This is a genomic window from Ekhidna sp. (assembly GCF_964218185.1).
GTDB lineage: Bacteria > Bacteroidota > Bacteroidia > Cytophagales > Cyclobacteriaceae > Ekhidna.
In genome coordinates this window covers 134,448-158,493 of the sequence record NZ_CAXPLV010000001.1, presented here as the reverse complement: position 1 = coordinate 158,493, position 24,046 = coordinate 134,448, and the positions used below count along the sequence as shown (strand labels likewise).

Below are 24,046 nucleotides of genomic sequence, written 5' to 3'. Positions count from 1 at the left end.
TTTGAATGCAACATCTAGGGCTTACTTCCTGACATATAAGTATCCATGGATGAAAAACAACTGGTAAGGCAAGTATTAAGTGGAAGTGATTCGGCTATTCGACTGCTGATAAGTAAATATGAGCGGCTCGTTGTTCATATGGTGGCCAGAGTTGTGGCTGATGACATGGATAGGGAGGAACTTTGTCAGGACGTGTTTGTGAAAGTGATCGATAAGCTGAGTACATTTCATTTTGATTCTAAGCTTTCTACATGGATAGCGACCATAGCCTACAGAATGGCGGTAAACTTTGCAAAGAAGAAAAAATTGGATCAGGTAGATTTGGATGAGGTTCAGTTTAAGGAGAGCGCTACAGAAGATGTGACAAGCGATCAGGATATGAAGCAGTTCATATTAAAACTGGTGGATATGTTGCCACTTAATTATAAAACGGTATTGACATTGTTTTATCTGGATGGGTTTAGCTATCCGGAGATAGTGGAGGTGACAGGGATGCCGGAAGGGACAGTGAAAAACTACATTCACAGAGCAAGACAAAAGCTAAAAACAATAGTAGAAGAACAAGCAAGAAAGGAGGTAGCATTGCTATGAAAGAACGAATAGAAAAACTGATTGATGAGGCTCTTAAAATGGAACCTACATTTCAGTTGAGAAAAGATTTTAAAGACAAGGTGGTTCTAACCATTAGAAAAAAAGAGAAAGCCAATCAACGAAGGCTGTATCTATGGATGACTTTTGGTACGCTTATAATTTTTGGTTTTGGCTATGGCACGATCGCATACTTTATACCTGAAGCATTACAAAACTTTGGAAACATGGCCTCTTGGACTTCACAGTTGATTCCGATAGCTGTTTTGGTTGGTCTGCTTGTCTTAGTGATTCAGTATCTGGATAAGCGGCTAGTTAAGGATAAGATGTTTCACGCATAGTCTATAGGAAAGGAGCATCGATTGGTTCCCAAAGCTCAATCTTTCTACCCTCTGGGTCCATGATCCAACCAAACTTTCCGTATTCGTACTCTTCTATTTCACCGACTACCTCCACACCTTCTTTTCTCAATGTGTCAAGAAGTTCTACCAGGTTTTCTACCCGATAATTAAACATGTATTCTTTTTGGCTGGGGCCAAAGTATTCTGTGTTTTTGCTAAAAGGACTCCACGCGGTAGTGCAAACTTTCTCTTTGTCATCGTGATCCCTCCATTTAAACAATCCACCATACTGGTCTGACTCAATACCAAGGTGATTTCTATACCAGTCTTTCATTTTTTCCGGATCTTCTGTTTTGAAAAAGATGCCACCTATTCCTGTTACTCGCTTTTTCATAATCGTAGTGTTTGAGATCAAATAAAGGGAGAAAATGAGAGGGTCAAAAAATAAAAGTAAAAATCACCTGAAAGGATGAGCTACTTGTTTTTGCATTCCATGTACATGGCCATGGCTTGTTCGGCCAATGTTTGCTGCCTTTTGGCTTCTGCCGCTGCATCAAGTGCCAATTCTCTTTGTCTTTCAGCTTCTTTTTGCAGTTCTATGGATCGACTTCTTTCTTCTTGAGCTGCCATGGCCTCTTTCTCAGCCTCACTGGCTTTAATAAAAGCAAAAAGCATCGTACATGCGACGATAAAAATCAGGATAATAATTAAAATGTTCTTTTTCATATGTTCCTATTTTGATTGACAATCTGCCAGGGCTTCTTCAGCTCGTTTCATTTGTAAGACAGCCTCAGCGGCTGCTTCTAGTGCTCTTTCTTGCATCATCTGGGCTTCATTTCTCAGTTTCTCAGCTTCTTCTCTGGCTAGCTGTAGCTGAGTATAACAATTCTCTGCCTCATTGGCTTTGATCTTTGCATAGACCATTGCAAAGGCAAAGAGAAAAATTAGAATTCCAATTACAATGTTCCTATTCATAGTTGGGTTCATTTTGATTCACATTCTTTGAGTGCTCTCGCGGCTTCTGTTTGAACTTTCAATGCTTCGGCAGCAGCAGCCATGGCTTGCTCCTTGAATATTACTGCCTGATCGTTCAAACGCTCAATTTCTGTTTTCGCAACTTTCAATTCATTCTGGGTATCTTCCAGCTGATTGACTTTCATGAAAGCATAAATCATAAAAGTGAGCGAAATCAATACTGAGACAGCCAAGATAAAGGTGATTGATCGTTGTTCTTGTTTTGTCAGTTTCGAATGATCAATTTTAAAAGGGCTGCTCATTGCTTTTTATTTTGATTGTTTGCATGCTTCTAGTTCTGTTCTGATTTGATTGGCCATTGCGGCTTGCATCCTAGCTTCGGCAGCCGCTTCTTCTGCTATCTGTTGTAGTCTAATGGCTTCATCCTTTCTTTGCATGGCTTCTTGTTGTGCAATTTCAGCCATCGCACGTTGTTTTTCAGCTTCACTGGCCTTGATGAAGGAGAAAACTAAAAAAGTAATGCATATGAGCCCCATTGTGCAAAAGGTGATGATTTGTGCTGTTTTATTCATTTGTCTTCGAATTATAAGTCTGTCTAGTAGGTAAATAAATGCGAGAAAACTGGCAATAAGTCCAGTGAGGTCTGCTTCAAAATAGGTAGCTGGCAGAAGTCCAATTACACCAATCAACTTCAAGTAGTCTACCCAATGCTTATCTTCCCGCGCTCTAAATCTTTGAAAGTAAACAAAGACAAAACTTGCGGCCGCTAGTGCAGGTAACCAATTGCCGATTTCCGCAAGCTCTCTTCTTAGCTGAAGCGAGATGAGCCACACAAATAAGGTGATGATTGTCGCTTTCTTGAAAGCCGGGTGAGGATTGTCTAAATTGAAATAGTAAATTGCGCCTACTGCAATTAAGAGCCCAACACCTCCATTGCCAAAATCCCATCCAAGAAAATTGAATAAAAAGGAGACAGCTATGAGAACAATCCATGGCAGTGCATATTTCAAAATATCTCTCACTTTTAAAAAGTTAATTTTTATTAAAAATACTGGTTTTGGCGCACTCTTTGAACCGCTCACAAAAAATCACCTATTTTTAAAATCAATCTTTTGAATATTGCGTTGAAAGAATACGTCTAAAATTTACACACATGAATAAGTTGCTGTTGATCGCCGGGTTTGTATTGCTCACTTCTTTTGGGGTTTCCACGGAGTATCGAAATGAATTCCAATCATTTTTTGATGGAGATACCCTCAAAGTCCTGACACCAAAGGAGGAGCATCCAAGTGAGGCCTATGTGATCACGAATCTTTTGAAGAGAATCCACTATCGAAAATTACAATTATCGGATTCCATTTCATCAGTCATCTTCGACAACTATTTTGAATCACTTGATCCCAATAAAGCATACTTCTTTGCTGATGATGTGGCATCATTTGAAAAGTACAGATATGAGCTGGACAATCAAATCCCGGAAGGAGAGCTCCAGTTTGCTTACGATGTGTTCGATGTATATAGAAAGCGAGCACTTACACAGATAGACTATGTATTTACCTTGCTTGAGACTGAGTTCGATTTTTCAAAAGAAGAAACATACACCTTTGATCGTGAAGACGCGAACTGGCCTAAAGATCAGGCGGAGCAAAACGAAGTTTGGAGGAAGATTATTAAAAATCAGGCGCTCAGCTACAAACTAGCAGGACGTGAATGGGATGATATTTCTGAAAGCCTGACAAAAAGATATCAGCGAATCCAAAAGGCCATTTATCAATACAATAGCGAGGATGTTTTCCAGAGCTATATGAATGCATACACTAGCGCATATGATCCTCATACTGATTATTTCTCACCAGTAGATGCAGAAAATTTTCAGATTGATATGGGGCTTTCTTTGGAGGGAATTGGAGCGAGATTGATGCAAAATCTGGATTACACTCAGGTTGCCGAAATCATTCCTGGAGGGCCGGCATACAAGAGCAAGCTTCTTCAAAAAGATGACAAGATCATTGGTGTAGCCCAAGGAGATGACGGTGAATTCTTGGATGTGATAGGATGGAGACTGGATGATGTGGTTTCAAAAATCAGAGGGCCAAAAGGGTCAGTTGTAAGACTACAAATTTTGAAAGCATCCGATGGAATAAATGCTCTACCCGATACGCTTCGACTGGTTAGAGATAAAATAAACCTGGAACAACAAGCCGCCAAAGCTGAGATGATTCCAATCTCGGAAGGCAGCACAACTTATAATCTTGGAGTAATTACGATCCCAAGCTTTTACTTAAACTTTGAAGAGTTGAGAGCGGGCAAGGAGGATTACCGAAGCACCACACGAGACGTAAAAAAATTGATCAGGGAGCTAGAGGATCAAGGCATGGATGGACTGATGCTTGACCTACGATTCAATGGGGGTGGCTCATTACAAGAAGCCATCGAATTGAGCGGGCTTTTTATTCCTGATGGTCCGGTGGTTCAGGTGAGAAACTATGATCAGACTGTAGATAAAATGGATGATGAAGATGGAGGAGAAGTTTTTTACGACGGACCGCTCGCTGTAATGGTGAATAGAGGAAGTGCTTCAGCATCTGAAATTTTCTCTGGGGCCATTCAGGATTATCGAAGAGGTGTGATCATCGGAGAGAGTACGTTTGGGAAAGGAACTGTCCAAAATGTGATTGATCTGAGCAGATATATACGCAATCCGGAGCTTAACCTTGGTCAGATCAAAATGACGCTCGCTAAATTTTATCGGGTGACGGGAAGCAGCAACCAGCGAGTTGGTATTGCTCCAGATGTTCAGTTTCCATCCATCTACGATCAGGCGGATTTTGGTGAAGCCAGCAGACCCAATGCTTTGCCTTGGGATGAAATTGCTGGAGCTAAGTTTAAGCCTACCAACAGCATTTCAGAGGAGTTGCTGGATCATTTGAATGCGCTTTACCGATCAGATTTAAACTCAGACCCGGACCTTCAAAAACTAGTGCGTGACATAGAGAAGGCTAAGGAGAACCGAAACAGAAAATCCGTATCTCTCAACTTCGAAGAGCGCAGAGCAGCTACAAATAATGACGAAGATGAATTATCAACTACCGTAGATGATAGTGAAGTAACTGATGTAGATGATATCGATGAAAAGCTAAAAAACGATCCTTATCTCAAAGAGGGACTCAGGCTTTTGGTTGCAATGAAGAAATTTAAAGTAGGGTAGGCAACCATTTTGCAAATCCTTCATCTTTAAATAAAACCAACTTAAATCATGAAGAAGTTAATTGTTGTTCTCACCATTATTGTCTCGTTTCCTTCCCTGGCTCAAAACACACTTGCTAAAGCTGAGTTAGCGGCTGAAAATGTGGATGAAGTTAAGGTAGAAGGTTCCTTTGTAGATGTGTATGTAAACACCGGGGATCGAGTGTATTTCAAGGGTGAGATTACTGGAAGTGGAGAGGAAGGTGACTATAGCTTCGAAACAGAGATCGTTGGAAAGACATTAGTTATTCGAGTGGATCGTAAGACAAACAGAAGCTGGAGAAATTATCGTATCACAGAATCCAGAATGGATATCACCATTACTGATGGTGTAAAGCTGGATATTGACAACTCTTCTGGGGACGTATTTGTGGCCAATTTGCGAGCAAGTGAGTCCAAAATTGAAGCGACAAGTGGAGATATAACTCTGAAAAGTATTGTAGCTAATCTTAATGTAGAAACCTCTAGTGGAGACATTAGTATTGATGGCTTGATAGGAGATTCTGAGATAGAATCGACTAGCGGAGATCAGGAAATTTTTAACTCGAAGGGAAACATCGAGACAAGAGCAAGCTCGGGAGACATTACCATCTCCGGCTTTGAGGGAAAGATTGAAGTTCAGGCCACTTCCGGTGATATTGAAATTCGAAAAGGAGTAGGGGCAATCAAAGCAAGAACCACTTCCGGCGAAATAGATGGCTATGGAATCGAACTTACCGCTAACGCTTACTTTGATGCAACTTCAGGAAATGTTGAGATTGATTTTGTAAACGATCTGGAAGATCTCAGTTTTGACCTGACAGCTACTTCAGGTGATCTGGAAGTTGGAAATCGATCTGGTGAAAAGAGACTAGTGATTGATCGAGGAGGTATAAAGGTGACTGGCACCACATCCAGTGGCGATCAGGAATATGAATAGGAAAATCCTAAAAAATGAGTAAGGGTGGCCAATGGTCACCCTTTTTTGTTTAATCCAACACAAATAGACATTTTTGTCGATGATCGAAACGATAACCTAACTCAAAACCTATCTTATGGAAAAACCATACATTGATTCAAATACCAGCTTGCCTGAGATTACCGTCAAAGCTGTACTCTTAGGCGCCATTTTATCCATCGTACTTTCAGCGGCAAATGCCTACTTTGGATTATTTGCGGGACTAACTGTATCTGCGTCTATTCCGGCTGCCGTGATCTCAATGGCACTATTGAAAGTGTTTAAAAATTCAAATATTCTAGAAAACAACCTGGTGCAAACGGCTGCCTCTGCTGGAGAGTCACTTGCTGCCGGTGTGATCTTCACCATTCCAGCCCTTGTGATTATGGGCTATTGGGAAGAATTCAACTATTTCGAAACGATGGCAATTGCTATGTGCGGTGGTGTTTTAGGTATATTATTTACAATACCACTAAGAAAAGCCTTAATTGTGGAGGAGAATCTGAAGTTTCCAGAGGGTGTTGCAACAGCGGAGGTTTTGAAAACTGGAGAAGAGGGAGGAAAATCTGTTAAATATCTAGTATATGGTTCAATCATTGGAGCACTCTTCAAATTGGCGGATTCAACACTTAATCTTTGGACTGGATTGTTTGAGAAAGCCACAATGATTGGACAAAAGTTTTATGGCTATTTCAGTCTTAATCTATCACCAGCATTAGTTGCAGTTGGATATATTGTTGGTTTAAATATTGCCTTTCTTGTGTTTTTGGGAGGCGTAATCACGTGGTGGATAGGGATGCCTATTTACATAGGCTCAGAAGGGTTTGATGCAGTGGCTGCTGAGCTTGTGGCTTTAGGAAAATTTACAAGTGTGAGTGATGTAAATGCCGACAATATTGGTGGCGCACTTTGGAGTGCGAAAATGAGATATCTCGGAGTGGGAGCTATGGTAGTAGGTGGACTTTGGGCACTAATGAGCCTGGCCGGCTCCTTGGGAACAGCCTTCAAAGCCGGTGTTCAGGCTTTTAAGTCTGGTGGAACATCTATGAAGGACATGATTAGAACAGAGATGGATACACCTATGTCATGGGTTATGATAGGCATTGGTGTGTTGGTTGTTCCAATTTTCATGATATATCTGTCTGCTATCGGTGATGTGACCATCACGCTTACTATGACGTTGATTATGGTAGTAGCAGGTTTCTTGTTTGCTGCTGTTGCTGGATATATGGCTGGATTAGTTGGGAGTTCAAATAACCCTATATCGGGTGTAACAATAGCCACTATTTTATTTGCTTCAATTTTGCTTCTTACTTTAATGGGAACAGGAAATGAACTAGCTGGTGCTGCTGGAGCTATTTTGATAGGGGCTGTTGTATGTTGTGCAGCAGCTATTGCAGGTGATAATATGCAAGATCTAAAAGCTGGACATGTCTTAGGAGCTACTCCATACAAACAGCAGATTATGCAGGTTGTAGGAGTGGTAGCAGGAGCATTAGTGATTCCAATCGTTTTAAATATTCTCCTAATTGGGAATGGAATTGGTGCACCAACCCCTGAACAACCAGAAGCTTTAGCAGCACCACAAGCTACATTGATGATGAGCGTTGCGCAAGGAATTTTTGGAGGAGGATTGCCTTGGAACATAATTTATGTAGGGGCTGGTATTGCTGTCGCAATTATCTTGATTGATCAGTATTTAAAATCAAAAGGTTCAGAATTCAGAATGCCGGTTCTTGCTGTTGCAGTTGGACTATATCTACCTTTCGAATTGGATTCTTCCATTTTTGTTGGTGGTCTTTTGGCTTATTTCTTAACGAAAGCTACTAAGGGTAATAAAAATGTAGAGCGTGGAAATAACTCTGGATTGTTATTGGCTTCAGGATTAATTACAGGAGAGGCTTTGATGGGAATTCTGGGTGCCGGGTTGACAGTTGGTATTATGAAGTCAGGAGGAGATCCTAATTCACTTAGAGTCTTTGATAGTGCTTCTAGTGTGCCAGGTCTTTTGATCTTTATAGGTATCATTTATTATATCTACAAAACAGTAATTAAAGTTTCCAAAGAGGAAGAATAGATCTGTTCAATAACGAACGAAATTAGTGTACACCTGGCTTCACATTTACAAATGAAGTCAGGTGTATTTTTTTGTATATCAAGCACTTAGATAGTCTGGCATGATTTTCATTCATCTCCGTATGAAAACCGAACTATCCATGCTAAAGAATTATCTCAAAACCGCACTTAGAAACCTTTCGAGGAACAAAGTTTATGGTATCCTAAATGTACTAGGGCTTGCACTCGGAATAGGCTGTGCATTGGTCATATTCAAAGTGATTGACTTTGAAAATAGCTTTGATAAACATCAGGAGAATTATGATAATATCTACCGAATAGTAGGTCAGGGGATACGAGCGGGGGAGGTGAGTAAAGGATCGGGTACACCGCATCCTGTTGGCCCTGCTTTGAGAGAGGATTTTCCTGATATCAGAAAAGTGGTGCGAACTCATTATGTGTGGAGTAACCAAATCAACGTCAAAGAGGGTACGAATATTAAGAAGTTCCTACTGGAGGAGGGAGTGGCCTATGTTGATCCTGAGTTCTTCGAAGTATTTACTGTTGAATTTTTAGCTGGTGACAAGAAGACTGCCTTAACCGAGCCCAACACAGTGGTCATTTCAGCTTCTGAAAGTAGAAAGTTTTTTGGATTGAGTGAGGGTGAGGAAGGTCAGGCGGTAGGCGAGACAATCAACGTTGGGAATTTACAAGACTATAAAATAGTGGGCGTCATAGCTGATCCGCCAGAATCTACCAATTTTAAATTCACCATTCTATTAGATTACTATTCTCAAAAAGTTCAAAACCCGTACTTTGGTGACGGTACACAGTGGAACTCCACCAGCTCCAGCACGAATACCTATGTCTTAGTGGGAGATGGCTTCCAACCTGAAGAGTTTGACAATAAGCTTTTGGGTTTTGTAGATAAGCATTATGAGGAAGGCGCCTCGGAAAGAAGAAGGTTCGTGACACAGCCTTTGTCAGAGATTCATTTTGAGGATGAGTATGGAAACTATGTGTACGCTACCTCTCCGGAGCTCATCAAAGCATTGGCTATCATCGCTATCTTTCTTGTGCTGACCGCCTGTATCAATTTTGTGAATTTAGCTACTGCTCAGGCAGCAAACAGGTCAAAAGAAATTGGAATTAGAAAAGCCATCGGTGGGTATTCAACTCAGTTGGTTATTCAGTTCTTCACCGAAATCACTTTGATAACTCTGGTTTCATTATTTTGCTCACTTGCCATAGCAGAGTTTCTTTTTGTTCAGCTCGAAGATGTAATCGGGACTCGTTTGAGTCTGGATTTGTTTAATGGTTTTGGAACAATTGGATTTCTTTTAGTGCTGCTTGTTTTGGTCAGCTTCTTGTCTGGCTTCTATCCATCCGTGTTGCTTAGTAGCATGAATACAGTGATGGCATTGAAGAGTAAGATTACCGCCAAAAATCACTCCGGAGGGTTGAATCTAAGAAAGGCTCTGGTGATCACTCAGTTTACCATTTCCCAGTTTCTGATTATCGGAACGGTGATTATTTCTGCTCAGATGAAATATTTTATCAATAAAGACCTGGGCTTTGAAAAAGAGGCGATTGTGAAGAGCTATCTACCAGAAAGAGATGAGGTGAAGAATGCCAGATTTAAAACGTTGATGCTGGAAGATCCTACGATTCAAAACATCACTTTCGCACTGAGCTCTCCAACAGGGAATTCCAATTCGCATTCCAATTTCAACTATCCTCCGCTGGATATTGAAGAAGATTTTAATGCAAGCTTTAAGTGTGCTGACGAGGAGTATATGAATCTTTATGGCTTGGAGCTATTGGCCGGAAGAAATATCCAAAAATCTGATAGTAGTAACTATGTAGTGATAAATCAGCAAATAGCTGATCTGATGGGTTTCAAGGATGATTATGCTGGCGCAATTGGTGAACGATTGACTTCCGGATGGCGAGGGTACAACCTTAAAGTAATAGGGGTAATGAGAGATTTTCACTCTCGTGACTTGAGTGAAGGATTTCAGTATGTGATGCTCCTCAGGGATCCAGACATTTACTATGAAGTAGCATTTAAGACCCGTGATGGTGCCAATGTAAAAACAGCCATTACACATTTTGAAGATGTATGGGAAAAGGTGTACCCTGAGTTTGTCCTTGATTGGCAGTTTTATGATGAAGAGCTCGCAGAGAACTATGAGCAGGAGCAAAGTATAGCTACCCTAATGACCACCTTCTCTGCAGTATCTATCATTATTGGGTGTCTTGGCTTATATGGACTCATCGCTTTCATCTCAGCCAACAGAACCAAAGAGGTGGGCATCCGAAAAGTGTTAGGTGCCTCCATTTTAGGTATCATCGGGAAGTTTACTAAAGAGGTATTTGCACTAGTAATACTCGCCTTTGTGATTGCAGCACCTGTGGCCTATTTTATACTTAACCAATGGCTCAATGACTATGAATTTAGGATTGATATTGGAGTAGGCTTCTTTGTTGTTGCATTTTTAGCAACCCTAATTATTGCTGCGTTGACGGTAAGCCATAGAACCATTAGCACAGCTTTGATCAATCCTGCAACCACGTTAAAGGACGAATAAATCTTGCTTTTTGAGAAAGGTTTTAGAAGGAGTGACCCTTTATAATAATTGCATTCTTGGCCTGCTAAACTTTACATATATTTGACGGATTGGCAAATTCACAATAAGTCATTTATGAGTAAAGAGCAGTTTAGTAATCGCTGGGGTATCGTGCTTGCAGCCTTGGGTATGGCCATAGGCGCGGGTAATCTCTGGAGGTTTCCCCGATTGGCGGGACAGTATGGTGGATCATTTATTTTGCTTTGGATCCTTTTCCTTTTCATCTGGTCCATACCTCTGCTGCTTTCAGAATTTGCTATCGGCAAAAAATTTAAAAGTGGGGTAGTTGGCAGCTTTGCCAAATTCGCAGGTAAGAGGTATACCTGGATGGGCTTCTTCATTACCGTTTGCACATTGGGGATAGCTTTTTATTACTCAATCGTCACCGCCTGGTCATTCAGGTATCTTACGTTCTCAATTGGAAATATTTTTAAAGAAGCTACTTTACTCGAAACACTTCAGGCCAACCCAGACTACCTGACCAATTTCTGGAATGGAATTTCCAATGGAGACTGGACTACCGTAATCGTGTATGTGGGTGTTATTTTTCTAGCTGCTTTTATCCTCATCCGTGGGGTGAAAAATGGATTGGAGAAGGCCAACAAACTCTTGATTCCAAGTCTTTTTATTCTCCTCGTTATTATCGTGTTTGTGTCGCTCAATATGGAAGGAGGAGTTCGTGGCTTGGAATACATGTTCGCGATAGACTGGTCACTTTTCGGTAACCCTACGATTTGGATTGAGGCGCTTTCACAGTCGGCATGGAGTACGGGTGCAGGTTGGGGTCTGATGATGACATTATCAGCATTTTCGAGAGACAATGAGGATGTTACATTGAACACCTTTATTGGGGCTTTTGGAAATAATACCGCGTCACTTTTATCGGGCATGGCTATCCTGCCAGCCGTATTTGCTTTAGCGGCATCCGATACGGAGGCTATCTCCTTTCTACAGTCAGGAAATCAGGCACTTACCTTCACCATTATCCCTATGCTTTTCGCAAATGTACCGGGTGGAGATTACCTCTCTGTCTTGTTTTTTCTGGCACTTTTCGTGGCGGCATTCAGCTCGCTTTTACCAATGATTGAGTTGTTCATGCAGAATGTCGCTGATCTGAATATCTCTAAGAACAGAACTCTAGTATTCGTAATCGTATGCTTCATCGCATTTGGTTTCCCATCCGCATGGTCACTCGATTTCTTTTCAAATCAGGATTGGGTTTGGGGCGTTGGACTTATCGTGACGGGACTCTTTATTCTCATTGCTGTAGCGATGAATAACCCGGCTCAGTTTAAAGAAGAAACAATTGATGTAGGGTCGGACATGATTTTGCCATCGAGTTTTTTCAAATATGCGATATTCGCCAACATTGCCGTCGGCTTCTTTTTGATCTATTGGTGGCTATCTCAGGATTACAGCGCACAGTGGTTTAATGAGGATGGACAGTGGGATCTTTTTGGTGTGTATAGCAATGCCTCCACCATCACACAATGGGGAGTTGTAATTTTGGTAGGGTTAGCATTGAATGGATATTTGTATAAGAAATTTGTAAAATCATGAGCGCAGGAGCAATTTTAAGTATGATCATCATCCTATCAATCGTGATAGGTGGTTTTGTTTATTTTCTCACTCGTGCCATCAAAAAAGAACGAAACATCAATGGATAAAATCGACCCATTAAATCAGGTAGCAGAATTTCACAAAACCTTTAGACACCCTATTCTAGAAACACCTCAAATTCCATCGGAAGATCGCTGTAAACTTCGGGTGTCTTTAATTGCAGAAGAGTTAAAGGAACTGCAGGAAGCAATAGATGATAAAGACCTGGTGGAGGTTGCTGATGCCCTCTGCGACATCCAATATGTTTTATCCGGTGCTATCCTTGAGTTTGGACTGGGAGATAAGTTCAGAGAGCTCTTTGAAGAGGTGCAACGATCCAATATGAGCAAAGCCTGTGAAACCGAGCAAGAAGCTCAGCAGACGGTGGATCATTATAAAAACGAAAAAGATACAGACGCTTACTATGAGGAGCGTGATGGGAAGTGGCTCGTTTACAGAGTGGGAGACAACAAAACCTTGAAATCCATCAATTATTCTCCGGCGAATCTCAAGAATATCCTGGACAAGTAAGTCTTCTTTATAGGGGTTAGCCACGCTAAATTGTCTTAGGGCTATGAAGCACTTTCTCACCGCTTTTCTTCTTTTGATGGTATGCTTTTCTGGAGTTGCTCAGAGTAAATCCACAAATATTCTATTCGTTGGAAACAGCCTAACCTACACCAATGACCTACCTGATATGGTAGAAAAAGAAGCAAAAAGAAGGGGAATAAAGGTCAAGACCACAATGCTGGCTTTTCCAAACTATGCGCTTGTAGATCACCTCGATGATGGGGAAGTGCAGAAGCGAATCAGAAGTGGTAAGTACGATTATGTTATCGTTCAACAAGGCCCATCCTCACAGGAGGAAGGTAGGGAGATGTTGTTCGATGCGGGAAAAACCCTTCAAAAACTCTGTGAGCAAAACCAATCCAGATTGGTCTTTTTTATGGTTTGGCCTTCTCGCACTTATTATCACACCTTTGATGGAGTAATCAAAAATCACAAAGAAGCTGCGGAAGAAAATGGAGCAATCCTCTGCCCTGTTGGGGAGATATGGAAAGCTAATTTTGATAAGACTGGTGACTTTTCACTATACGGATTGGATGGCTTTCATCCTTCTCCAAAGGGAAGCAGACTGGCAGCAGAAGTAATTGTAAAAACACTTTTTAATGAATAGCCTAAAGCAGTATGCGGATTTACCGATTCGACTAACAGTTGGATTCCATTTGATCTATGGAACACAGGACAATGTTTTTTCCTGGGATCGAATGCTTGAATTCAGGGATTTTCTTGAGTTGTTCGGAGCTCCCTTTCCATTGATTTCAGCAATAGTATCGGTATATGCACAGTTTATTTGTGGTATTCTATTCATACTTGGGTGGAAGGTGAGATGGGCAGGCGCAGTGATGATCTTCAATTTTATTGTTGCCATCCTCTTGGTTCATACCAAAGACCCATACCCAAATATCTATCCCGCCATTTCAATGCTTGCTGGTAGTTTGTTTATGCTTCTAAATGGTAGCGGATATCTAAGTCTTGATGCGGTTATGAATAAAAAAGGCAGTCATAGTTAACTGCCTTTTTAGAGTATTGAAGTCCTTTTTAATTGACACGTGTCATGTACACGCTCCTGTTTTTTTCATGTTCATCGCTGATAAGAATTCCATCAATCAGCTTCCATTCATCATCATCGGTACTAATATTAAAATCATCATCGTCATCGAGATCTTCGATTACCAAGTACCCTCGTCGGTTGATGTACCATGAGCCACGCTCTGTTTCTACCTCATCGAAGGCATTTACCGTGATCTTAAGATCATTATCAGCCTGAAACTCAAAGTAAATTTCAATATCATCCATGATTCCACCTACAAAGCCTGAAATCGCTTTGATAAATACTTCCTCCAGCATGGTGTCAGCCTCTTCAGCTTCCTCCTCCATCTCTTCTTCAATGTCAATTACCAGCTTCCATGTGCCAATGATGTCTTTTTCGGTCACTTTTTGCGCCTGACTTACAAAAGCAAGGCAAAGTGCTACCGTAAATAATGTGATTGTCCTTTTCATTTTGATTAGTGTATTTTGTTATGCAAGGTACTGGTTATACTCAATTTGTAGTGGAAAGGTTTCATTTGGTGATTAAGGTATTTTCAGTGATCACTATTTTATACCTTTGCGACTGGAAAACTTGTAGAACGAATATGTTTGATAATTTAAGTGTAAAGCTGGATAGAGCCTTCAAAAACCTGAAAGGGCAGGGGCAAATCACAGAGATAAATGTTGCTACGACTATAAAGGAAATTCGCAGGGCTTTGGTGGATGCCGATGTGAATTACAAGGTAGCAAAGGATGTCACTGACAAGATAAAGGAAGAGGCGCTTGGGCGTGATGTGTTGATCTCTGTTTCTCCGGGACAGCTACTCACTAAAATTGTATCAGAGGAGCTAACCAAGCTGATGGGTGAAACCAACGTGCCTATCAGTTTGGATGGAAACCCTAATATCATACTTATCTCAGGTCTTCAGGGTTCTGGTAAGACAACTTTTACCGGAAAGCTTGCTTCTTTGCTGAAGAAGCAAGGGCGAACAGTCCTACTTGCAGCTTGTGATATTTATAGACCAGCCGCGATTGATCAGTTGAAAGTGTTGGGGGAGCAGGTTGGAGTAGAGGTTTATGCAGAGCCTGAAAATAAGGACGCAGTGAAGATTGCCAAGAATGCAATTAAGCATGCGAAAGACAATGGTAAGCGGACATTGATCATAGATACCGCCGGACGATTGGCAGTGGATGAGCAGATGATGAATGAAATCTCTGAACTCAAGAAGGCTGTGAATCCTGCAGAAACGCTTTTTGTAGTAGATGCGATGACTGGTCAGGATGCCGTGAACACCGCTGCTACGTTCAATGAGCGTCTTAATTTCGATGGAGTAGTTCTTACAAAACTAGATGGTGACACTCGTGGTGGTGCTGCTCTTTCCATTAGAAAGGAAGTAGAGAAGCCAATCAAATACATCTCTACTGGTGAGAAAATGGATGCGATCGACTTGTTCCATCCAGATAGAATGGCGAGTAGGATTCTTGGAATGGGGGATGTCATAAGCTTAGTTGAGCGTGCCCAGCAAAACTATGACGAGGAAGAAGCCAGAAGAATCAACAAGAAGATTCGCAAGAATCAATTTGGTTTTGATGACTTCCTGGCTCAGATGGAGCAAATGAAGAAAATGGGGAGTATGAAAGACTTGCTTGGGATGATTCCGGGCATGGGTAAGGCCATAAAAGATATCGATATAGATGATGATTCATTGAAGCCGATAGAGGCAATCATCAAGTCGATGACTCCAAAGGAAAGAACTCAGCCTGAGATTCTTAATGGAACCAGGAAGCAGCGTATCGCAAAAGGTAGCGGAACATCTATTCAAGAGGTTAATCAGCTTCTCAAGCAATTTGAGCAAATGAGAAAGATGATGAAGATGATGAATAAGTCAGGGGGGAAGAGAGCACTTGCTAATATGCTTGGTGGGATGAAGTAATGTTTATTCACCTTTGGGTAGAGTAAATGTAAACGTAGAACCTTTTTTAGGGGCACTGCTTGCTTTTATAGTACCGCCATTTCTTTCAACAAAGTCCTTGCAAAGTATAAGGCCTAAACCGCTCCCGATCTCTCCGTCGGTTCCGGCAGAGTGTGTGGTTTCAGTAGTGAAGAGATCGTTTATCTGATTTTCACTCATCCCAATACCATGATCTTTCACCGTCACTTCTACCCGATCTTCAAGTACAGATGCATTGATGACTACCTTCGTATCCTTGTCGGAAAATTTAATAGCGTTGACAATCAAATTGCGTAAAACAATAGCGATTAGCCCTCTATCTGCATAGGTATAAATCTGCCCCGATACCTTGTTAGATATAGTTATTTTTTTTGCTTCACTGATTGTTGCGAGGCTATCTGCAACCTCATTTACCAATAGCTTTAATTCGAAGGATTCGGCTTTAAGTGTATCCTCGTTCATATACTCATAGGCAAGGCCGAATAAATTATTCATAAGATCATCAAGACCTTCAACTTTGGTTTTAACCATATCTAAAAGCTTTGGGTCATTAACTCCACTTTTCATTAGCTGTACGGTACTTATGAGCTGCCCAATTGGCGATCGTAAATCATGTATAATGATTGCTAGCAGTTTGTTTTTGAAATTGTTAAGCTCTTTTAGCTCTTTATGCTGCTGGTTTATTTGCTGTCTTCTTCGGTAAATAGTATAACTGAGAATAATGATGGTGATAATGGATATCGATAAGATTATAATGATACGTTTCCAGTAAGATGATTCTGTTTCCAACAACGAATTCCGATTCGCAAGCGAATTAATTTCAAGCTGGTTTCTATTGAATTTATCGATGGACAGCTGATTTTTAATACGTCTGTTCTCTAATGAGTCTTTGTACGCAAGACTTAAATGCAACTTCGCCAGGGATTCTTCAAACCGATCATTCGCTCGAAGTGCACTGGAAAGTGTAGATGCTGATATTTGAATAAGATCTTTTACACGAGTCTTCAAAGCCTTTTCGTAAGCACTTTGAGCTAAGGTTAGAGCCTGGGAATTTTTGTTTTGGTGAAGCAATAGCTCAGCTCTCATTTGCTCTACTCGTATTAATGCCCTATTGTCTTGATACTTTTTGGCTTCTCTTTCACAAGAGTTAAGCAATGAATCGAACGTTTGATAGTCACCTTCATTAAACTTCAAATCAGCCACGTTGAAGAGGTAGATTGGAAGCATAAATTCAAACTCAGGTTTAAGCGCCTCTCCTGCCAGTGACAAATAATGTGCTGCAGAATCTATCTCACCATTATCCAGATAGTATTTGCCAATGTTATTATACATGGCAAAAATTCTATTTTGATTTTTAAGTTCTTTAAATTCAGCGAGTGCCTGCTTGGAATAATTGATGGCATCAAAGTAGTTGCCGGAGGCGGCATAGATATTGGCAATATTCCCATTATTTCTGGCTGTTAGAGACCTCTCGTTTAAGACCCTCGCTAGTTCGAGTGATTTATTAAAATAGAATAGTGAGCTGTCTAATACCCCTAATGACCAATAACAACTGCCAATTCGATTTAACGCAATACTTAAAGATTTTTGTGCGCCTGACTGTCTGGCTTTTTTATAAGCTTCAATAGCATACTTATAAGATGTAGCCGGAGCATCATAGATATTTAAATCTACAAGCTGAATGTAGGCAGAGAATTGGACAGAGTCATTTTCACTTCTTTCTGCTACTGTGAGTAAACTATCTATCTCACTCTGGCCATAAATGTTGTAAAAGGCTAGGAAGAAAAATGCGATGGCATTTCTTTTCATTAGATTAAAATAACCTAATAAGCCATCAATTAAAAATCTGGACTTCTACGTTAAGATTGGAGCGGTATTCGCGAGTGCTTATTACAGCTTATAGGTAACTGCCTTAACAGCTTCGATTGTCCTGGCCATATTAGGTAAAACCTCTTCAATCAAAGTAGGTGCATATGGCAGGGACACATCCTTATTGGTTATTCTGTGAATAGGGGCATCCAGATAGTCAAATGCGTTTCGCTGTACATGGTGGCTTATTTCTGATGAGATAGAAGCCAATGGCCATGCCTCCTCAACAATCACCAATCTATTTGTTTTCTTAACCGATTCAACTATTGCATGATAGTCAATAGGGCGTACGGATCTTAGATCTATCACTTCCGCTTCAGTTCCCTCTTTGGCTAGTTCTTCAGCAGCTGCATTAGCCACTTTCATCATTTTACCAAATGATACGATGGTTACATCTGAGCCGTCTCTCACAACATTCGCCTGCCCGATTTCAAGTAGATATTCTTCTTCTGGCACTTCACCTTTGTCTGCATACATTAATTCAGACTCCATGAAGATAACCGGATTATCATCTCTGATAGCTGTTTTCAATAAACCTTTTGCATCATATGGGTTGGAAGGAACTACCACCTTAAGACCAGCCGTATTCGCATACCAGTTTTCAAAATTTTGTGAGTGCTGCTGGCTGAGTTGCCCTGCATTACCCGTAGGGCCTCTAAATACGATCGGCACATTGTACTGTCCTCCAGACATAGAAAGCATTTTCGCTGCACTGTTGATCACCTGATCTATTGCAACGAGAGAAAAGTTGAATGTCATGAATTCGATGATAGGTCGCAGGCCATTCATTGCTGCACCTACACCCACACCAGCAAAGCCCAATTCAGTAATCGGTGTATCGATTACACGCTTGGCTCCAAATTCATCCAGCATTCCCTGGCTTACTTTGTAAGCTCCATTATATTCAGCCACTTCTTCACCCATCAAAAAGACATTCTCGTCTCTTCTCATTTCCTCACTCATTGCTTCGCCAAGGGCTTCTCTGAATTGAATTTCTCTCATTGTGTGCGTCGTATTTTTCGGTGTGCTAAATTAATGATGAATGCTTGATTATTGAGGCTTTCTAATCGCTTTTTAAGCAGTAGATCAGGTTGCACTAAAATTATTATCCAATAAAAAAGCCCTACCATATGGTAGGGCTTCATTTTACTTTTTAGTGTGAATTACTTCACAGCTTCGTTTACTGCATCAGCGAAGTTTGTAAACTCAAGATCGTTCAATGCCATGTCCTTGTAAGAAGGCTCAGCATCTACTGCTTTCTTAAGGTTAGAACCCACACCTGAAGCGTTGTTTTGTCTTGCAGCAGAAACAGCTAGTAGATAGTAAGCATCAGCTCTCTCTACTTGCTTGAATTCAGCGTCAGCCATTTTGTAGTCTCCGCTTAGTAAGTGAGCTAAACCTCTGTCAACGATTACATTGTCGTTAGTTTTAGCTGAAGCGAATGAAGCTTTTGCTTTGTCGTACTCAGCGTTTCTTAGCTCTACAGCACCTTTCATTGCGCTTACTTTTCCGTTGATATCGTTAGAAGAAGAGCTAACTCCGTTTAATGTTTCGTAAGCAGCATCATAATCTCCTTGAAGAACTTGAACTGCAGCCATGTTAGCCTGAACTTCAGCAGCTGAGCTCATTTTGTTCATTGCGATTTCAAGTTGAGTAGCAGCTCCATCTAGTTTAGAAGCATCACCTCTTTTAGCCATCTCGATGTGAGTAGCAGCAAGGTTGTTGTGTGCTTGCCACATGCCAGACTTATCAGCAGCAGCTTTGTAGATAGCAGCTTTCTCCTCAAGAGAAGGAGTAAGCGTTGCGCTAAACATCAACTCTTCGTTAGAAAGTGTATCAGCACTAGCCTCCCCATTTACGATCGCTTTAGCAAGAACAGCGATTTCCGCGTTTGATTTCTTAGGCTTAACAGTAAGAACTTCAGTCTTAGCAGATCTTAAACCAGGGTATACATCATTGAATACTTTCTTGTAAGTAGAAAGCTTCTTCATTTCTTTTTCTTTCTCAACGAAAGATCCAGAACCGTTGATAATATTGTTGTACTGAGCTTTTTCATCTGCGCTGATGCCATCATAAGCAGCAAGAGCAGCTTTAAATGCACTCCAATCCTGAACGATAGGCTTCTGGATGAAATCAATTGAATCTGCAGCTCCTTTGTAATCATATCGATCCATTCTGCTTCTGTAGTACTTCTCTATTGTAGCAGCTCTGTCTTTAGAAAGGTTGCTGTTGATTGTCTCAGTACCTTCAGGAGAGTGAGTACCAGTGATAGTAACAGTTCTTGTTACGTTTTTCTCAGCGATAAATGCGCTAAGCTGATCTCTTTTTGAAGCGTTTGAAACACCATCATACTTCAAGGAAGTTCTAAGATTAGATCTTCCCTGATCGAAGTAGAAATCAACTTTTGTTGGGATCAACTCTTCTTTATCATTGTAACCATGATCAGCATATGAAGTCATAGCCACATCTTTGATCCATGCAGAAGTCATCACAAGTCCCTGAGCTACAGCAAGACGATCAGTCTGCTTAGACTTTCCGTTTCTTGTATCTGTTGCAACTCCTTGAACGTAAAGCGTACCAGGGTTCATTCCTTCCTGATATGGGAAAGAGAAGTTTGTAGCTTTTCTTGAAGTAGTAGTAGAACTGTTAGGGAAGTCAGCTGCAGTAAACTCGATAGAGCCTACGCTTACTTCCTGATCTCCGTATACATAGATAGTGTTTAGAGTAAAGCTTGTGTTTGCTGGAAGAATTTTTGGAGGAAGGACAGCACTCATTTCGAATGGTACGTTTCCACCGTGAACTTCAAGAGGATTAGGGTTCACCTGAAGATCATTCTCCTGAGCCAATTTTATCATTTTGTCAAGCTTACAACCGGAAAGCAAAATTGCTCCGGCAGCAAATGCCATGGCTAGGTTAAATTTTTTCATCTGATTCAGTTTTTTTAATTGTACAAACAATAAATAGTATAATTCTTAGTTTATAGTGCGCACAAAATTAATCGAAAATATCATTTTCAAGCACTATTAACACAACTATCTAAAACTTGTATTGTTTATCTTTGCATCAATAAACGAATTATGCAGGACTATATAGAAAAATATGCCTTTGGAGTGTGCACCCGATTGGGTGAGAAGCTTCGAATACCTACATCCAGTATTCGTTTGTTCTTCATTTATACCTCTTTTTTGACGTTTGGATCTCCCGTTATTGTCTATTTGGCACTGGCATTCGTGATGAATTTCAGAAAGCTTCTTAGAAGAAGAAATAATACACTCTGGTATTACTAGAGATCGCTAAACTTTCGATTCCCCTTTAGGTAGAATTCAAAAATCAGAAGCTTTGACTTAGGAGCTGATGAGACGATCTTTCTTTTTTGAATCATTTTTGGAAGGTTTACTATAGTCGAAAAATGAGCTTTAAAGATCGATAATGTGTGTTTTGGACGCCCCTCTGTTAAAAACTTCATGCCAGCCACCCAGTCTAGAATAACTCTGACAGGCAACTTTAAAAGCAACTCTGTAATAGGTAAATTTTTAACCAACAGATAAAGGCCGTTTCTAAAGTTTAGGTATGTCTTGAAAGGGCTCGTAGCTGAAAGCGTACCACCGCCTACATGATAAACGGTCGACTGTGGAATCGACTTGATTTTGTGCCCAAGACTGTGAATTCGCCAGCACAGATCAATTTCTTCCATGTGTGCGAAGAAATCCTGATCAAAACCACCAGCCTGATGAAATACTTCAGATCGGACTAACATACATGCTCCCGAAGACCAGAAGATGTCAAGAGGTTCATTGTATTGGCCTGAATCTATTTCAATGTTGTCGAAAATTCTTCCCCGACAATACGGATAACCCAATGTGTCTAAGAACCCTCCGCATGCACCCGCATATTCGAATAGTGCTTTATGTTTTTGATCCTTGATCTTTGGCTGGCAGGCTGCAAAGTTGGGATTAGTATCTAAAAAAGAAACAAGTGGAGCTAACCAGCCTTTAGAAACTTCAACGTCTGAATTTAATAGGAGAAAGTAATCTGCTTTTACCTGCTTTAGAGCTTCATTATATCCTCCTGCAAAACCATAATTTTTATCCAGTTGGATAAGTCGCACACTCGGAAAGGAGGATTTTAGAAAATCTACTGAATCATCACTTGAGTTATTATCAGCAACTACAACGTCAGCTTCCTGGGAGTTTGAAATAACTGAAGGTAGAAACTTCTCAAGGAAATTTTTCCCATTATAGTTGAGTATGACAATTGCAGTTTTTGTCATTTACATCATTCCTGAGAGGTCCATTCCTGGGATATTGGGCATAAAACCCTCTGTAGATTTCTTGATATGCTCTTTTGCTTTTATATCCGCCTCGCTTACTGCTTTATTCACAGCGGCAATGATCAAATCCCTCATCATGTCCTTATCAGTGCCATTGACCAATGAATCATCAATTTGGAGCCTTATCAGTTCTTTGTTTCCATTGGCGGTGGCCTTCACCATGCCGCCACCTGATTCGCCCTCTGCTTTAATGTCTTTCAATTGATCCTGGGCTTCTTTCATCTTGGATTGCATCTCCTTCACCTTGCCCATCATTTTCATCATATCGAACATATCATTCCTATTTTTTTATCAATGCAAAAGTACCTTTTTGCATTCGCTTTTCTCCATCTGCTGTTTCAAAGATTATTTCGTAGAGATAAGTTCCTTCATCTGCCAAAGTTCCGTTGTAGGTCCCATCCCAACCCGGAATCGGCTGATCAGAACTATAAATCAGTTTACCCCAACGAGTATATATATTGGTGGTTGCTATTTCAGTAGGCAAACCGAAAAGCTCGAGTGTGTCATTGAGCCCATCTCCATTTGGCGTGAATGCGGTGGGCACGTAAATGACCAACTCATAGCGAACGGTTACAGCATTGGACTTTAAAGTCAATCCACTCTCGTAAGTGGAAGTTGCCGTGATGAACTGTCGAGGGCTTCCATCTTTGGCATCCAATTGAATAGAAAACTCACTGTCTGTAATAGGAGAGGTTGTCTGAGAAAACGAATTTCCAGATTGAACTTCGTTCGTGGATGCCTCATTTATCGAATTTACCGCTGGAGTAAATGTGACTCGATAGGTATTTGTTCCTTCACTGTTTGCCTCAACCAGAGGGGGATTGGTTTCTGCAACGTATAAAACCTGATTACAGCTGTCTACATAATCTATCTTATAGAAATATTTCCGTCCATTCGAACCAATGTTGTCCGTAAATGACCCTGTTTGCTCAGAGTCTAGTTCAAATTCTTCACCATCTATTCTTCTATAAATCTGGAATGTGCCGATGTTGACCTCATCCAGGTTTATATAAATGCCTGAAGAATCATAGGTGGAATATAGTGTTTCAAAAGGGGAGAGCGATAGGTCCGTGGATTCCGAGCAATAATTAGGACTGGAGTCTGAACTGGCATTGCAGGGATCATAAACTTCGACATTCAGGCAGTATGCTTGTTTTTGGAAAGATATATCGGCAAATACTAGCGAAGTTGTATTCAGGAATCCATCATACACATTTATTGGAGACCCCTGATCCAGATTGATCCGGTAGTTTGTCAGTGTATCTACCTGATCTATTTCCATGTACAGTGAGAATTGATCTTTACAGGTTTCCTTGATAGATGCGCTTAAAATGTTTGGTGCCTGAAGTGATGGCAATGGCACGATTTCTTCAAAGTAGGAACTACAAATTTCATCAGCATTGTCAAAAAAACCTTTGATTCCGATGGTCTGATTACCTGAAGTAGAGAAGATGAATTCTCCGGTTTCATTTGTTCTAAGTGTGGTGGAGTCATTCGAAGTGAAATAAACCCTTAGGCTATCATAGAAAGTGTCTGTTGAGGTGACCGATATCTCCAATGCATTGCATTTCTTGATTTCGATCTGTGGCTTTTGGGATTCTACCGATTCAACATACAAAGTGTCTGACTTGTCGCCAATCCCATCAGCACCAATCAGCTGAACGATTTGATAAACTCCTTCATTCTGATAAGTATGGGTCTGACTGTTGGTAATGCTTGCACCTTCGAAGTAGTAGTATTGTCGTGTTACAGTGCCGTATGGATCATGCTCGGTAATATTAACGGTCATGGGAGTGCAACCGCGATCGAATTCTACTGAAAAACGGCCCTTGCTACTGAATACCTGTGCATCGGCCAGAGCCGGCATGGCCAATAAAAGCGAAATATGTATCCAGCGGTGCATCAAATTGATAAACAAACAAGCTTCGTAA

25 protein-coding genes are annotated in these 24,046 nt (G+C 40.8%); 13 read left to right on the top strand and 12 right to left on the bottom strand.

Annotated elements, in window-relative coordinates:
* The first annotated feature begins 45 nt into the window (after positions 1-45).
* Both ACEQZT_RS00790 and ACEQZT_RS00785 read left to right on the top strand, forming a co-directional pair.
* A complete protein-coding gene (locus ACEQZT_RS00790) occupies positions 46-591 on the top strand; it encodes an RNA polymerase sigma factor (RefSeq protein ID WP_370086277.1) in 546 nt (181 codons plus the stop codon).
* Positions 588-929, top strand: a complete 342-nt coding sequence (locus ACEQZT_RS00785) for a hypothetical protein (RefSeq protein WP_370086276.1) — start codon at positions 588-590, stop codon at positions 927-929. The genes ACEQZT_RS00790 and ACEQZT_RS00785 overlap by 4 nt, the downstream gene beginning before the upstream one ends.
* 1 nt (position 930) lies before the next feature.
* Here the strand turns inward: ACEQZT_RS00785 and ACEQZT_RS00780 are convergent, their stop codons facing one another.
* From ACEQZT_RS00780 to ACEQZT_RS00760, 5 genes are all read right to left on the bottom strand, one after another.
* Entirely contained in the window at positions 931-1,323 is a 393-nt protein-coding gene (locus ACEQZT_RS00780) for a VOC family protein (protein ID WP_370086275.1), read from the bottom strand.
* An 80-nt stretch (positions 1,324-1,403) separates the two neighbouring features.
* Entirely contained in the window at positions 1,404-1,655 is a 252-nt protein-coding gene (locus tag ACEQZT_RS00775) for a hypothetical protein (protein ID WP_370086274.1), read from the bottom strand.
* 6 nt (positions 1,656-1,661) lie between these two features.
* Complete coding sequence (locus tag ACEQZT_RS00770; RefSeq protein WP_370086273.1) at positions 1,662-1,904, bottom strand: hypothetical protein; 243 nt, start codon at positions 1,902-1,904, stop codon at positions 1,662-1,664.
* An 8-nt stretch (positions 1,905-1,912) separates the two neighbouring features.
* Complete coding sequence (locus tag ACEQZT_RS00765; protein ID WP_370086272.1) at positions 1,913-2,206, bottom strand: hypothetical protein; 294 nt, start codon at positions 2,204-2,206, stop codon at positions 1,913-1,915.
* Positions 2,207-2,212: 6 nt separating this feature from the next.
* A complete protein-coding gene (locus tag ACEQZT_RS00760) occupies positions 2,213-2,926 on the bottom strand; it encodes a hypothetical protein (protein WP_370086271.1) in 714 nt (237 codons plus the stop codon).
* 131 nt (positions 2,927-3,057) lie between these two features.
* On the opposite strand from ACEQZT_RS00760, the gene ACEQZT_RS00755 reads away from it, so the two are divergent.
* From ACEQZT_RS00755 to ACEQZT_RS00715, 9 genes are all read left to right on the top strand, one after another.
* The gene (locus ACEQZT_RS00755) at positions 3,058-5,112 is read left to right on the top strand and encodes a carboxy terminal-processing peptidase (RefSeq protein WP_370086270.1); all 2,055 of its coding nucleotides are present in this window, start codon (positions 3,058-3,060) and stop codon (positions 5,110-5,112) included.
* Between the two features lie 48 nt (positions 5,113-5,160).
* On the top strand, positions 5,161-6,069 hold the full coding sequence (locus ACEQZT_RS00750) for a DUF4097 domain-containing protein (protein ID WP_370086269.1): 909 nt from the start codon (positions 5,161-5,163) through the stop codon (positions 6,067-6,069).
* 115 nt (positions 6,070-6,184) lie between these two features.
* Complete coding sequence (locus ACEQZT_RS00745; protein ID WP_370086268.1) at positions 6,185-8,164, top strand: OPT family oligopeptide transporter; 1,980 nt, start codon at positions 6,185-6,187, stop codon at positions 8,162-8,164.
* Positions 8,165-8,285: 121 nt separating this feature from the next.
* Complete coding sequence (locus tag ACEQZT_RS00740; protein WP_370086267.1) at positions 8,286-10,733, top strand: ABC transporter permease; 2,448 nt, start codon at positions 8,286-8,288, stop codon at positions 10,731-10,733.
* Between the two features lie 114 nt (positions 10,734-10,847).
* Positions 10,848-12,332 (top strand): sodium-dependent transporter, encoded by a 1,485-nt coding sequence (locus ACEQZT_RS00735; protein WP_370086265.1) that lies wholly within the window; start codon positions 10,848-10,850, stop codon positions 12,330-12,332.
* On the top strand, positions 12,329-12,439 hold the full coding sequence (locus ACEQZT_RS00730; protein WP_370086263.1) for a MetS family NSS transporter small subunit: 111 nt from the start codon (positions 12,329-12,331) through the stop codon (positions 12,437-12,439). Before ACEQZT_RS00735 ends, ACEQZT_RS00730 begins: the two co-directional genes overlap by 4 nt.
* Positions 12,432-12,902, top strand: coding sequence for a hypothetical protein (locus tag ACEQZT_RS00725; RefSeq protein ID WP_370086262.1), 471 nt, complete (start codon positions 12,432-12,434; stop codon positions 12,900-12,902). The genes ACEQZT_RS00730 and ACEQZT_RS00725 overlap by 8 nt, the downstream gene beginning before the upstream one ends.
* Before the next feature lie 43 nt (positions 12,903-12,945).
* On the top strand, positions 12,946-13,548 hold the full coding sequence (locus ACEQZT_RS00720) for an SGNH/GDSL hydrolase family protein (protein ID WP_370086260.1): 603 nt from the start codon (positions 12,946-12,948) through the stop codon (positions 13,546-13,548).
* The gene (locus tag ACEQZT_RS00715) at positions 13,541-13,945 is read left to right on the top strand and encodes a DoxX family protein (RefSeq protein WP_370086258.1); all 405 of its coding nucleotides are present in this window, start codon (positions 13,541-13,543) and stop codon (positions 13,943-13,945) included. Before ACEQZT_RS00720 ends, ACEQZT_RS00715 begins: the two co-directional genes overlap by 8 nt.
* A gap of 28 nt (positions 13,946-13,973) precedes the next feature.
* Here ACEQZT_RS00715 and ACEQZT_RS00710 read toward each other — a convergent pair whose 3' ends face one another.
* A complete protein-coding gene (locus tag ACEQZT_RS00710; RefSeq protein ID WP_370086256.1) occupies positions 13,974-14,435 on the bottom strand; it encodes a hypothetical protein in 462 nt (153 codons plus the stop codon).
* A 134-nt stretch (positions 14,436-14,569) separates the two neighbouring features.
* Here ACEQZT_RS00710 and ffh point away from each other — a divergent pair, with 134 nt between their 5' ends.
* Positions 14,570-15,898, top strand: a complete 1,329-nt coding sequence (gene ffh / locus ACEQZT_RS00705; protein WP_370086255.1) for a signal recognition particle protein — start codon at positions 14,570-14,572, stop codon at positions 15,896-15,898.
* 3 nt (positions 15,899-15,901) lie between these two features.
* Here ffh and ACEQZT_RS00700 read toward each other — a convergent pair whose 3' ends face one another.
* The 3 genes from ACEQZT_RS00700 to ACEQZT_RS00690 all read right to left on the bottom strand — a co-directional run bounded on the left by ACEQZT_RS00700 (position 15,902) and on the right by ACEQZT_RS00690 (position 20,712).
* On the bottom strand, positions 15,902-17,725 hold the full coding sequence (locus ACEQZT_RS00700; protein ID WP_370086253.1) for an ATP-binding protein: 1,824 nt from the start codon (positions 17,723-17,725) through the stop codon (positions 15,902-15,904).
* Positions 17,726-17,806: 81 nt separating this feature from the next.
* The gene (locus tag ACEQZT_RS00695; protein ID WP_370086252.1) at positions 17,807-18,787 is read right to left on the bottom strand and encodes a pyruvate dehydrogenase complex E1 component subunit beta; all 981 of its coding nucleotides are present in this window, start codon (positions 18,785-18,787) and stop codon (positions 17,807-17,809) included.
* Positions 18,788-18,948: 161 nt separating this feature from the next.
* Positions 18,949-20,712: a tetratricopeptide repeat protein gene (locus ACEQZT_RS00690; RefSeq protein ID WP_370086250.1), complete on the bottom strand. Its 1,764-nt coding sequence runs from the start codon at positions 20,710-20,712 to the stop codon at positions 18,949-18,951.
* Positions 20,713-20,862: 150 nt separating this feature from the next.
* On the opposite strand from ACEQZT_RS00690, the gene ACEQZT_RS00685 reads away from it, so the two are divergent.
* A complete protein-coding gene (locus tag ACEQZT_RS00685; RefSeq protein WP_370086249.1) occupies positions 20,863-21,072 on the top strand; it encodes a PspC domain-containing protein in 210 nt (69 codons plus the stop codon).
* On the opposite strand, the gene ACEQZT_RS00680 is transcribed toward ACEQZT_RS00685, so the two are convergent.
* From ACEQZT_RS00680 to ACEQZT_RS00670, 3 genes are read right to left on the bottom strand one after another with little or no spacing between them, the layout of a single operon-like run.
* Positions 21,069-22,055 carry a glycosyltransferase family 2 protein gene (locus ACEQZT_RS00680; RefSeq protein ID WP_370086248.1) on the bottom strand — a complete coding sequence of 329 codons (987 nt, stop codon included), beginning with the start codon at positions 22,053-22,055 and terminating at the stop codon, positions 21,069-21,071. The genes ACEQZT_RS00685 and ACEQZT_RS00680 overlap by 4 nt on opposite strands.
* A complete protein-coding gene (locus ACEQZT_RS00675) occupies positions 22,056-22,388 on the bottom strand; it encodes a YbaB/EbfC family nucleoid-associated protein (protein WP_370086247.1) in 333 nt (110 codons plus the stop codon).
* Positions 22,389-22,395: 7 nt separating this feature from the next.
* Complete coding sequence (locus tag ACEQZT_RS00670) at positions 22,396-24,018, bottom strand: T9SS type B sorting domain-containing protein (protein ID WP_370086246.1); 1,623 nt, start codon at positions 24,016-24,018, stop codon at positions 22,396-22,398.
* Positions 24,019-24,046 lie beyond the last annotated feature (28 nt).